Raw genomic sequence first — 11,745 nt, 5'->3', positions numbered from 1 at the left:
GGAGAGACTCATGCCAGACATACATTTATTGGTGCCTTGTAGTGCACAAAAAACTAACCCAGCATCGAAGAAGATGTGTATCAGTACCCATAAGACTCCTGATTTAAATCAGTCTCTTAATGCTTGGTCAATAGCATTCAACCAAACTCCTGAGAGGTACTCATCTTCTAGTCTATACACTGGTCAGGCATTCAAGTTTGCCAAAAAACTTGCCAAAGAAAATGAATTCAAGCTAAGTATTTTATCCGCAGGGTTCGGGTTGGTAGAAAGTAACACCAACTTGCCCTGTTATAATGCTACATTCGCATCGAACGTCAACCGAGTTCCTAGCCCTCATCCTGTTTGGTGGTCTTCGGTGTGTGACACCCATTTACCAGGGATATCCATTAGCAAATATGTGGCAGCCCACCCTGAAGAGCGATTTGTGTTTTGTCTCAGTAAAGAGTACATAAATGCGGTTCAAGAAGATTTGAGACATACCTTAGATAGTCAGGCCTTAAATAGTGAAAAAATCATTATTATTACCTCTAGCATACCTAGGACACTACAACCGTTTAAGTCTCAGTTTGTTAAAGTATCTCGAAACATACTGAACCATCCCAAAGCTAAAGAATGTGGTCTAGCATTGACTGACAGAAACATTATTTACATTGCAACCTATTTGTTTGTTGAGCAATTAAGACTTACAAAAGCTTCTTTCAATGGTATTATCCAGACCCTAACTAAAGATTTACGCAGTTTGTCCGCTCCGAAGCGTCCAATTCGAGTCAAACGTGATAATAGCTTCATCCTTACATTTATTGAAAAAGAACTCGATAAGCACCATGACGCCAGTCAAACTCTTCTATTCAAACTCTATAAAGAAGAAGGCAACGCTTGTGCTGATACCCGCTTTCGTTCTCTTTACCACAAAATAAAACTAACAAAGGCTCAACGTGACTAAGTTCCGCTTTTACTTTCCCGACAATAAAGATTTCGTTGACCCAAACTTCGACGGTCGCTCAAACAATCGCACAAAGTATCATCGCCAGTATGATGATGATCACTACCCACATCAGATTCTGGCCGAACTTCCTTATGATGGTATGCTTGTCTCGCTTGCTGGCGTGGGTACAATGCAAAAACGTGGTAAATACTACGATCAAGAATTGACCGAGGACTTCTACTTCAGCGGCGCACGTAAATTCCTTCGTCTCGATTCTTCAGAATATGAAAGGATAAGACTAATGGGCGATTGTGGTGCTTTCGACTACCACAATGAATACGAACCACCTTTTACAGTCGACGAACTTATAGAATTCTATGATAGAGGTGGATTTGATTACGGTATTTCGCTTGACCACATCGTTTTCCCATATTTTAAAGATGAAGAAGCAAAGGATGTTGCGGCTGAGAAATGTGACCTGCACGAGTTGATTGCAGAAAGCGAACGTCGCATTGACATCACCTTGAAAAATGCAAAAGAGTTTTATGTAAAATCCCAAAATTATCAATTTGAGGCTTATGGTGTTGCGCATGGGTATGACAAGAATTCATTTATTCGTTCAGTCAAAGAGTTGCAAGAAATAGGATACCGACGAATAACCATCGGCGGAATGATAAAATCTAAGACAGATGAGTTACTCGAACTCCTTGAGTGCTTAAACAGAATCCGAGAATCTGACACGCAGTTTCACTTACTTGGTATATGCCGTTTTGAAAACATTCCAGCTTACATAAATGCCGGAGTGACAAGTGCGGATAGTACCTCACCGCTTATGCAAGGGCTGAAGGCAGGTAAGTACTATTCAGTCAATCCAAACTCTATTCGTTTTAGTGAATCTTTGATGATCCGAGTCAGACAGTATGATCATGATAATGTCCAAAAGCACATCGATAAGTATAGAGATGAGTTACGTCAGTACATCTCTGAACTTCAAGACAACAACGGTTTTGATATTGACCTATCAAGTGCGGCATTATCGGTGAATGAATGTGTTAAACGATTAGAAATAGACTGCCTTAAAAAACTTCAACAATATGATGAAACCGGGCTTGATCTTGATGTAACCTTAAAAGCATTAATTGCCTACGAAAGAGTAACGAACGAAAATTATCTTCCGTCCAAATCAACAGAATCTAAGCAAATGCAGTTAAAACGCAATGAAGATAAATACCATCAGTTTCTTTTGGCAAGAGAGTGGCGCCAATGCACCTGTGGAATTTGTAAAGGTGGATTGATGAACATCATATTTCGTTCGAACCAATCTAATCGACGCCGAGGTATACACAACTTGGCTATCGTTACTAAACATAAAAACAATGTGCTAAAAAGCATCAACCCTGCAGCTAAGTAGAAACTATGTCAGAAGTTTTAAAAATTAAAGCTATTCAAGAAGTCGTAAATGGTGTGACTGTATACACTGGTTGGGTGGAAGGGAAAAAGGTCCGAGACATAGCAAAGATTGTACACATTACTCGGGATGGTGAATATATTCACGGATACCAACGCAACGAATTACCTAAACACATAGATTCCATAACTGATTATGTTGAATCAAAAAACTCGACAATTTTGGCAAACTTAGTTATTGGATTCAATAAGTCGGTGAGGTTTGAGCCAATAATGCCAGGCTCAGAGTTTGGCTACTTGCAAGTACCCTACGATCCAGAGAAACCATCCAGTGAACTGCCTGGCGCTATTGTAGATGGTCAACAACGTTCAGGAGGTGTAAAGAACTGTCATCATAAGAGTTACCCACTACCTGTTACTGTTTTCATATCGGAAAATCAAGCTGACTATATTCAGCAATTCTTGATCTTGAACTTAGGTAAACCGCTCACATCAGTGCAACTCAATGCTTTAGCCTTATATGATGATATCTATAAGCCTCCAGCTTTGGCCGAGAAAGCCTTCCCTCTTTCAATGTGCGAAGAGTTAGGCTTTCGTAATCCTAACTCCCCCCTATTTGGACTCATCAAATCCAACGGCAATAAAGATGGTATTATTGCTGAGTCATCCATGACAGAATTTGTAACCAACGTACGGCGCCAAATTCTAAGTACCCTCGACGTGCGTGTTTATCAAGACTTGGATGACAAGACAAGGGTAGAGTTTATACAGATCCTTAATAACTTTTGGCAAGCAGTTTCAGAAGTTTTTAAAGTCGATTGGGCGAATAAGTCTCGTGACATGAAACGTTCTTACATTACTCACGGTACCTCTATTATCGGTCTATCTTACTTATGCCGTCACATGTTACGTGTATTTCAAACCGAAACTAGAAAAATAAGGAATAATTCTAATCCTTCAGAAAGACTCCCTTCGCCTGATTTCTTTGTCAACGAGCTGTTGCTTGTTAAAGATCATTGCCACTTCAATAACGGGTATTGGACTCTAGGTCTAGCCCGCAATCCTGATGTCAAAGACTTACCTTACAGTAGGCGTTGGAATGATTTCCAAAACACCACTTCTGAGAAGCAGTTATTTGCTACTAATATATTGCGTCTATATGAAATTCAGAAAGGTTGGCGTAAGGATTACCCAATCTACATTGACTAAATAAAAGAGAAGTCTTTTTCTCTTTTCTTTATTAGATTTTAAACGATATATCAACAAGATGAAGGCTGAATGTGCTTAGCTATGATAATAGACTGATACCCCCAACCGCATCGTGGATAAGCAAATGACTACTGACTTGGTTAGCAACGCCCTGATAAATTTCGAGAGTTAGCCTATTCTTCATGCATGTTTATAAGGTTTGAGTATAATGTCTTTTAAAAATGATAATTAATACCATTAAGGTTTTATTTTGAATCTATTTGTCAAAGCACTAACCGTCATCGATGCTTCGTATCTATCAGATAAACGTGGGATGGTGGGGGAAAGTTGGATTTTAGATGTGGCCCTTTCTGGCCAACTTAATGAAATGAGTATGGTTCTCGATTTTGGTAGGGTTAAATCAAAAATCAAGAATCTTGTTGACCAATTTCTCGACCATCGGTTACTTGTTCCAAAACGCAATCCACAAATCCGCTCAGCAACAACTAAACCTGGCTACACCAGTGTAGATTTGATGCGCGGAGATAAAAGCCTCCACTTAAACTGTCCAGATGAAGCGTACTGTTTTATAAATACCGATGAAGTCACGATACAAAGTGTAACAGAGCATCTTTATCTTCTGCTCAGAGGACATTTACCAGAAAATATCGAAGGGTTAGATCTTACACTTCGCACTGAAAAAATTGACGGCGCGTATTACCACTATTCGCACGGCTTGAAAAAGCATGATGGGAATTGCCAGCGTATAGCTCACGGACACCGCTCATCAATTGAGTTGATTATTGATGGTAAACGAGATCACGTACGTGAACATGCTTTTGCTAAGCGATGGGAAGACATTTATCTCGCTTCATTAGAAGACAAAATAGAAATAGGGAACTTAGCACTGAGTCAACATTCAAACGCAATCACAGATGAAACTCATTGTGGGTTCAGTTATGTTTCGGAACAAGGTAAATTCGAACTCGCTATTGCTCAAGCAGAAACAGAGATCATAGACTCCGATACGACAGTAGAATTGTTGGCAAATCACATAGCAAATGAAGTTCTAAAGACACTTAGCAGTGCACAAACCTTGAAAGTAGTTGCCTATGAAGGTGTTGGAAAAGGTGCGGTAGCCCACCGCACTATGTAAGCGCTAGTTGCAAAATATATAAAGAAATTATACACACTGTTCTGTTATTACAGCATCATTATACAGTACGCGCTTGAATTTTTCCTTCTCTGCATTCTAGATAATGGTCTAACGCCTCTTGCAGAGTTACGCCTAAAGACGCTTGCTTGCGCTTTTCATTATTTGGGTTAACTCCAGTAGCTAACTGCCCTAAAATAATGCTTGCTTGCGATTTAGCCTGCTCGGGTGAGAGCTCTGGATAGCGGCCCAAAGTAACAGTGACATCTTTGCCATGAAGATTTTTTCGCACTCGAAAAATAGACATGCCAGTTGGCATTTTCTCTAAAATAAGTCCATTTACCGACTTATCTCGATATCGTGTGCGACGCTTAGGTCTCTCTAAGTTATCAATCGTACGTTTGGTAAACTTAATATATTCGCTCATGGGGAAAATCCTGTGCCGTATTGGCCATCAAAAACAGGGTATAAGCATCTATTTTGAATTGCACGAGAGTGAAGACAAGCGTCGATAAAATACTATAAAATCATATAATTAAGTATGTTCATCAAACTTTATCAAAGTTGTCCGGCTTGCCCTCATAATCGTTAGGTCCACAGTTCAAGTCTGTGAAGGGCCACCATATACAAAGGCGTAGAAGGTAAATACCTTCTGCGCCTTTTTTGTAAGGTCTGTTCAGCACACAACAAGCTATTGATAGTAGCTGTTAACTATCACGCCCAAACTTAAGCGTAATAGTGTAGCCTTGTGGTGTTAGTTATTATCTAGGATTACAAACAATCAGCCATCTTACAGAGCTTTAAACCGGCAAAGGCTGATGATTTTTTACTTCGCGTATAGCAAAGCTACTATCTAGCTGGCTTACCATAGTTAAGCGTTGTAGCTCCCTCACCCACTTTTCATAGGCCGCTAAGTCTGCGGTTAATACTTGAAGCAAGTAATCAAAAGCGCCTGAGACAGTATGGCAACTGACCACTTCCGGCATGTCTTTTACTGCCGCTTCAAAGGCCATTACCGGTGCATCTTGGTGCTCCTTTAAACGCACGTGCACAAAGGTGGTAATTTGCAGGCCTAGCTTGGCCTTGTTGAGGTGAGCGCGATAAGCCTCAATATAGCCTTGCTGCTCAAGTAAGCGTAAACGCCTAGCTACCGGAGACGCCGACAAGCCTACCTGTTCCGCCAATTCTGCTGTGGTAAGCCGACAGTCTCGCTGAATCAAATGTAATAACTCTCGATCAACTTTATTCATCCCACACCACCAGTATTAAAAACCAACATTTTCTTAAAGATTAGCAATCTGAGCTAACAATAAGGCCAAACTTCATTTATTAAGCCTCCTTTAACTAGCCATCATTAGCAACAATACCTTATCTCCATAAGGATATGAATCATGGCTACAACAAGCACCCCAGCAGGCTTAGCTAATTTGCAGGTTATTCCACTCTTATGCTCCCGCCAACAAAGGCGCTCAGGCTTTATTGCAGCAATTACCACCATTGTTATTTGGTCCACTTACTTTCTATCTTTGCGCAGTAGTGCTTTGTCACCGCTTAGCGTGCTTGAAATAAGCTTGTTTCGTTATGTCATTCCAGCAATCCTACTATGCCCACTGTTGATAAAACGTTGGTCTAAAATCACTGGGGTAGCTTGGCCTTATTTGTTGGGAATGATTGCCGGAGCTGGATTGCCATTTTTCTTGTGCTCCGCCGTTGCGATGTCTTATACGCCGGTAGCTCAAGGCAGCACACTTGTGCCAGGTGTTGCTCCACTTTTTGTTACCGCCATTGCGGTATTGGTATTTAAGCAGCCCTTTGAGCGTTATAAGAAAATGGGTTTAACCGCCATCTTTGTTGGAGTATTGCTGCTGTTAGCTAACAGCTTTAGCCAATCCAGCAACCAGCAGCTGCTTGGACAAGCAATGTTTTTATGCGCGAGCTTGTTGTGGGCAATTTTTACTTTGTCTGCCCGCCAAAGTGGTCTTAGCCCACTAGAGACAGCAGCGGTAATTACCGTTCCTAATGCCCTCATACTTATAATTTATACTTGGCTCACCCTAAACCATAACTGGGGTGCAGGCCACGTTCCTATTGCCGAATTGCTCAGTCACATGCTGATTCAAGGTATTATTGTTGGGCTACTAGCAAGCTGTTGTTATAGCTTTGCCATTAGCCGCTTAGGTGCAGAATTAAGTTCGGCCTTGGGCTCACTCACCCCAGTATTAGCATCGCTGCTGGCCTTTTGGCTGTTTGCTGAAAACCTCGACCCACTAACAATATTCGGTATTATAAGCACTGTCATTGGCGTTGTGATTGCCAGTGGATATAAGCCAAGCAAAGCGCCTGCTTTACACCTTAAGGAATAACCATGTTTGCTAATCTTCCAGCCGCAAAAGATGATCCTATTTTGTCATTAGGCTTAGCCTTTAAAGATGACCCTCGCAGCGACAAAATTGATCTAGGCATCGGAGTTTACCGTAACGAACACGGCGCTACGCCGGTAATGAAAGCGGTAAGTATTGCTCAGCAACGTTTATTGGATCAGCAAACCACTCAGGCCTATATTGGCTTAGCGGGGAATGCCAGTTACAACCAAGCCATGTTAGGCTTATTGCTCAAGGGCTCCGACGCTTTTTCACGGGCGATAGCCATGCAAACCCCAGGGGCCAGTGGCGCATTACGTTTACTGGCCGATCTTATCGCCAGTGCCAAACCGAACGCCAAAGTATGGCTGTCTAACCCCAGCTATGTGAACCACCAACCCATAATGCAAGCAGCAGGTTTGGATGTGGGCTTTTACCCCTATTTTGACCCTGACAGCAAGCAAGTTGACGAGCCAGCTATGTTAGAGCAAATCGCTAAGCTAGGGCCTGATGACGTATTGCTATTGCATGGCTGCTGTCACAACCCCACTGGCGCTGACATCTCTTTTTCTGCTTGGCAAAGCATTACTGAACTTGCACTCAAAAATGGCTTTTTGCCTTTTGTTGATTTGGCTTACCAAGGCTTTGGCCAAGGTTTAATCGAAGATATCCAAGGCTTACAACATCTCGCTCAACAAGTTCCAGAGCTGCTGATTGCCAGCTCAAACTCAAAAAGCTTTGGTTTGTATCGTGAACGCAGTGGTGTAGCCATAGTAGTGGGAGAAACCTTACAACAAGCCACCAATGCCCGCGGAAAACTATTTGAGCTTGCACGTCGCAGCTACACCATGCCACCCAACTGGGGCGCAGCTATTGTTGCCGAGATCCTAAACGATGCTCAGCTAAGCCAACAATGGCAGCAAGAGCTAAATCAAATGAGCCAACGCATGCGTGATTTACGCCAATGCTTAGCGCAGGAGTTTGCCCTGCAATCGGGCAGCGAGCGCTTTAGTTATCTAACCCAGCATCAAGGCATGTTTTCATTAACCGGCTTTAACCAACTACAACTTGAGCAACTGCGCGAGCAGCACGCTATTTACATAGTGAGTGGTGGCAGAATAAACGTGGCAGGTTTAGCCAAAACCTTTATCCCGCGTTTAGTGGAGTCCTGTTTAGCGGTGGGTGTTTAAGGCTTTAGCAAACAGCGAATATCCACCAGCTATAAACGAAAAAGGCTAGCAAATTGCTAGCCTTTTTTATAAAGCAAAAAACTAAGCGGGAGATTTAGCCTTGGCTTTTAAAGCTAACTCCAACTTGTCATTGAGTGTTACGTTCGCTTGGCTAAGTTGACTAATATCTTGGTGCGCTTCAGCTATTTCTCGTTGTAGCTGACGATTAGCTAACTCACCGGCTTTTAGCTTGTCTTCCAACTCGTTTAATTGGCCCTGCAAGTTGCCGCTGTCAATTTGAGCATCAAGGATTTGTTCATCTAACTGGCTCAAGGCTTGTTTAGTTAATGAGTGTCCCTGCTGCTCTTTACGGTAGTTAGATTCGAGCGTCACCAATTGCAGCTTAAGCTCTTTAAGTTGATGTTCCTTGTCCAGTAAGCGGCTATCGGTATCAGCCATGCTATTGCTTAACTCAAGCTGAGAGTTAGCTGCTGCAAGTTGCTTACGAATTTGATCTAACTCGGAAGTAGCTTCTAGGTATTTTGATTCTACTTTTTCTACTCGCTCACGCAGCTCTTGTTCTTGTTGCTGCGTTTTCTCTAGTTCTGGAAGTACTTGCTCTAGCTGAGCTTCTGCGCTTCGGCTCACAGTATCTAAAGCCTGTTTATCACCACGCAACTCTTCTAGCTCTTGGTTCACAATCTGTTGTTGCAGAGTTAACTCTTGAATTGTTTGGGCATCTTCTAAACAACGCTGCTCTAATGCAATCAGCTTTTGAGAAAGCTCTTCTTCACGTTCCGCTGCGGCTGCTAATTCACTGCCATCGGCAGCTTGTTCTTGCAGCTCAGAATGAGCTTGCTTAGCTGCGGCTAACTCTTGGCTTAGTTGCTCGACTTGTTCAGTTAGTTGCTGCTGCTCTTTACGCTGTTGGTCACTTTGCTGCTGTAATGTTTGGCTTTGCGTATCCTGCTCTTTCAATTCTTTCTGTTGTTGCTCAAGCCTTGTTTGTAGCTCTTGATTAGTCGCCTCTAAGCCTTGCTTAGTTTTCACCAAGCTAGTCATTCGTTCACTTACATCACAGTGTTCTTCGGTAAGCTGTTTGGTTAGCGCTAACTCTTTGTCTAGAGCTTCACTCATTTCTCCCAATTGCTTGCGCAAAGCCTGTTCCACTTCAGTTTGCTGTTGCTGGGCTTCTTTACCATTTTGCTGGTAAGCCTCTAGCTCTTGTTGATTCTCTTGTAGCTGCTGCTCAAGTTCTAGCTTTGCTACCTGCAAGGTCTGTAAGGTTTGTTGGTCATTTTCTGCTACTTGTAGCTCAGCTTGAAGGCTTTGAACTTGTTGCTCAAGCTGTTGATACTGCTCCTGGTAGCTTTGAGTGCTTTGTTCACTATCATGTAGGGCTCGCTGCGCGTCTTTAAGCTGCTGAACCTGCTCTTCACTTTGTTGTTTAGATTTATCTAGCTCACCAAAAAGCTCGCTAGTTTTGGCTGCCGCTTGCTCTAATTTTGCTCTTAGCTCTTGGCATTCTTGCTCGGCACTTGTTTGTAGCTTTGCCGCTTCATCAAGTTGCTGGCGGTGCGCAACAATAAGAGCCTCACGGCCTTCTTCCCAGCCTTGCTGTTTTTCTTGAGTAAGCCGCTCGATTCTTGCTTCTGTGGATTGCGCCAACTGCACAAACCAATCATTTAGGGAATTAGCGAAACCGTTCGGCAATTGCGCAATGGCATGTTGCTGCTGATAAGTTTTAGTGAGCTGTTTTTGAGCACTGGCTTTAGCCTGCTCAATAAGCTGCTGAGAGGGGGGCTCTCCATTATGCTCGGTTAAAAAATCCACCAAGAATGCTTCATCAAATGAGCCGCCTTCAGCGAGCATTTGGTGAACCAAGAAATCTATATTTTCAGCGTCCATGACCTTTCCCTTTGAGCTTGTTCGCAACAAACCCAACACTGCTATGTTGGTGGCAATCATAACCACCTATCACTATTGATTAGCGGCACTATACCAATCAGCCAATCTAAGGTGCAATCAACAGGCATTAAAACAGTTAAGGTAATCATACTATTGTGGTACTAACTGAGCTAAATCATGCTCAACCCGCAAAAAGCACGCCTTCAAAACAACTTAAAAGCGCAGCAATTATTTGTATTTACAAATCCATCACCTAATATTTAAGCTGAAAGGTTTATATTGAGTTATTCATTTAGAAATAAGATCAACAGTTAAGCTAAAGGTGACTCTATGGTGTTGGTATGACTGATAAAGATCTCATAAAGCAATTACAGGGCTTTCCTCTCGCCTGGCACTGGATTCGAAACAGCAGCCAAGTACATTGCGATAGACCTTTAATTGATGCCTTAGCTTACCCCAGCGAACAGCAATTAAGCTTAAAACAGCTAATTAGCCGTTTAGAAGCCGAGCAAATCACTTATTTGCAGCGGGCGATTTTTGATTCTCAGAACCAGCAACAAACTTTAGAGCTAAACCTGATTTTTAACATCAAAGGTAAACGCTATATTGGCCAAGTATTAATTTGGCGAGAACAAATAAACCAAGTAAACGGCTCCATCGAATTTATTCTGCCGTTACTGAGTAAAGCTGAAGAACGAGAACTAGTTCAAGAACACTTAAGCGCAGAACTCATTCCGGCGGTTATCTGCAATCAAAATGATACGATCATTTGGCTCAATCAAGCTGCTTGCACCTCGTTACAACAAACCAGTTACCAATTGCTTGCTAGTAAAGTGATTCACTCCGATGCCGATGAAAACGGCAAGGTTAAGCACTACATTAAAAGCCTTGGTGGCCAGCGAGTACCGCTAGATGCTCGTTTAAAAAGCATCCATACTAATGCCCCTAAAAGACGCTTTACCCTTTATCAACTGGTTGCCGAATTAGCCCCTCAACAACAGCAGGTTTGGAATAGCGAAGCTAAATTTGCTCAACAACTGGCACTGGCTCAAAAGAAACTATCAAGGCAAGAAACGTTAATCGTTTTTGCGCTAAAACTAGAACATCAAAATGAAGAAGCAAGCCTACGCCTTAAACAGCTATTGCTGGGTAATTTAAAAAAACTCAACCAAGCCATATCAATAGGTTTTTTAGGCAAAGGAGCCATTTCTGGCTTCTTAAGTGCGCCCAAAAAGCTACAACTTATTCAGCAACGTTTAAATCAAGCTATCACCCAATTGTTGAAACCCAACGATCAAGCCAGCTTGGGGGCTATGCAAAGCCAAATGGGGGTATCGGTAATGGGTATCGATGCCAGCAATAGCCAACAGGCTATCAATCATGCACAAAAAGCAATGATAAACGCCGAGCCAAAACCGCTAGACCAACTTGCCCAACAAGCCAGCTTTTTTGACTCACGCCTAAACCAAGCTCGAGACAAGCTCAATCAATCTGCAATTCCGAAGAATAGTAAGCCAAGTAATAAAGGCGACCTATACATCGATCTCAGCGACTAATCTTAGCCGCTCGCACTCTACTTTTGATGATCCTGAACCTACCAAGTAGTTTGCTATCTAAATACGGCAACTTATTAAA

10 protein-coding genes are annotated in these 11,745 nt (G+C 42.4%); 7 read left to right on the top strand and 3 right to left on the bottom strand.

Annotated elements, in window-relative coordinates:
* Nucleotides 1–10 precede the first annotated feature (10 nt).
* From OAG1_RS03590 to OAG1_RS03575, 4 genes are all read left to right on the top strand, one after another.
* Complete coding sequence (locus OAG1_RS03590; RefSeq protein WP_338624018.1) at nucleotides 11–943, top strand: DUF6884 domain-containing protein; 933 nt, start codon at nucleotides 11–13, stop codon at nucleotides 941–943.
* Nucleotides 936–2,336 (top strand): tRNA-guanine transglycosylase DpdA, encoded by a 1,401-nt coding sequence (gene dpdA / locus OAG1_RS03585; protein ID WP_338624016.1) that lies wholly within the window; start codon nucleotides 936–938, stop codon nucleotides 2,334–2,336. The genes OAG1_RS03590 and dpdA overlap by 8 nt, the downstream gene beginning before the upstream one ends.
* A 5-nt stretch (nucleotides 2,337–2,341) precedes the next feature.
* On the top strand, nucleotides 2,342–3,541 hold the full coding sequence (locus tag OAG1_RS03580) for a DGQHR domain-containing protein (protein ID WP_338624014.1): 1,200 nt from the start codon (nucleotides 2,342–2,344) through the stop codon (nucleotides 3,539–3,541).
* A 250-nt stretch (nucleotides 3,542–3,791) separates the two neighbouring features.
* On the top strand, nucleotides 3,792–4,676 hold the full coding sequence (locus tag OAG1_RS03575; RefSeq protein ID WP_338624012.1) for a 6-carboxytetrahydropterin synthase: 885 nt from the start codon (nucleotides 3,792–3,794) through the stop codon (nucleotides 4,674–4,676).
* A 58-nt stretch (nucleotides 4,677–4,734) separates the two neighbouring features.
* Here OAG1_RS03575 and OAG1_RS03570 read toward each other — a convergent pair whose 3' ends face one another.
* Together OAG1_RS03570 and OAG1_RS03565 are read right to left on the bottom strand one after the other, a co-directional pair.
* Nucleotides 4,735–5,100 (bottom strand): Arm DNA-binding domain-containing protein, encoded by a 366-nt coding sequence (locus OAG1_RS03570; RefSeq protein ID WP_338624010.1) that lies wholly within the window; start codon nucleotides 5,098–5,100, stop codon nucleotides 4,735–4,737.
* A 373-nt stretch (nucleotides 5,101–5,473) separates the two neighbouring features.
* Nucleotides 5,474–5,923 carry an Lrp/AsnC family transcriptional regulator gene (locus OAG1_RS03565; protein WP_016403387.1) on the bottom strand — a complete coding sequence of 150 codons (450 nt, stop codon included), beginning with the start codon at nucleotides 5,921–5,923 and terminating at the stop codon, nucleotides 5,474–5,476.
* A 141-nt stretch (nucleotides 5,924–6,064) separates the two neighbouring features.
* Here OAG1_RS03565 and OAG1_RS03560 point away from each other — a divergent pair, with 141 nt between their 5' ends.
* Together OAG1_RS03560 and OAG1_RS03555 are read left to right on the top strand one after the other, a co-directional pair.
* Nucleotides 6,065–7,036 (top strand): DMT family transporter, encoded by a 972-nt coding sequence (locus tag OAG1_RS03560; protein ID WP_338624007.1) that lies wholly within the window; start codon nucleotides 6,065–6,067, stop codon nucleotides 7,034–7,036.
* Nucleotides 7,037–7,038: 2 nt separating this feature from the next.
* On the top strand, nucleotides 7,039–8,223 hold the full coding sequence (locus tag OAG1_RS03555; RefSeq protein WP_338624005.1) for an amino acid aminotransferase: 1,185 nt from the start codon (nucleotides 7,039–7,041) through the stop codon (nucleotides 8,221–8,223).
* An 81-nt stretch (nucleotides 8,224–8,304) separates the two neighbouring features.
* Here the strand turns inward: OAG1_RS03555 and OAG1_RS03550 are convergent, their stop codons facing one another.
* On the bottom strand, nucleotides 8,305–10,110 hold the full coding sequence (locus OAG1_RS03550; protein ID WP_338624003.1) for a hypothetical protein: 1,806 nt from the start codon (nucleotides 10,108–10,110) through the stop codon (nucleotides 8,305–8,307).
* Between the two features lie 341 nt (nucleotides 10,111–10,451).
* Between OAG1_RS03550 and OAG1_RS03545 the strand changes: the two genes are divergently transcribed.
* Nucleotides 10,452–11,666 (top strand): hypothetical protein, encoded by a 1,215-nt coding sequence (locus OAG1_RS03545; protein ID WP_338624001.1) that lies wholly within the window; start codon nucleotides 10,452–10,454, stop codon nucleotides 11,664–11,666.
* Nucleotides 11,667–11,745: the final 79 nt, after the last annotated feature.

Source organism: Agarivorans sp. OAG1 (assembly GCF_037076485.1).
Taxonomy (GTDB): domain Bacteria; phylum Pseudomonadota; class Gammaproteobacteria; order Enterobacterales; family Celerinatantimonadaceae; genus Agarivorans; species Agarivorans albus.
The sequence above is the reverse complement of the archived record's forward strand: the minus strand, read 5'-3'. Positions and strand labels throughout refer to the sequence as shown.

Excerpts from the sequence above, each read along its gene's own strand:
- OAG1_RS03590 (WP_338624018.1), top strand. The coding sequence starts at position 11 with ATGCCAGACATACATTTATTGGTGCCTTGTAGTGCACAAAAAACTAAC.
- OAG1_RS03580 (WP_338624014.1), top strand. The coding sequence starts at position 2,342 with ATGTCAGAAGTTTTAAAAATTAAAGCTATTCAAGAAGTCGTAAATGGT.
- OAG1_RS03570 (WP_338624010.1), bottom strand. The coding sequence starts at position 5,100 with ATGAGCGAATATATTAAGTTTACCAAACGTACGATTGATAACTTAGAG.
- OAG1_RS03565 (WP_016403387.1), bottom strand. The coding sequence starts at position 5,923 with ATGAATAAAGTTGATCGAGAGTTATTACATTTGATTCAGCGAGACTGT.
- OAG1_RS03560 (WP_338624007.1), top strand. The coding sequence starts at position 6,065 with ATGGCTACAACAAGCACCCCAGCAGGCTTAGCTAATTTGCAGGTTATT.
- OAG1_RS03555 (WP_338624005.1), top strand. The coding sequence starts at position 7,039 with ATGTTTGCTAATCTTCCAGCCGCAAAAGATGATCCTATTTTGTCATTA.
- OAG1_RS03550 (WP_338624003.1), bottom strand. The coding sequence starts at position 10,110 with ATGGACGCTGAAAATATAGATTTCTTGGTTCACCAAATGCTCGCTGAA.
- OAG1_RS03545 (WP_338624001.1), top strand. The coding sequence starts at position 10,452 with ATGACTGATAAAGATCTCATAAAGCAATTACAGGGCTTTCCTCTCGCC.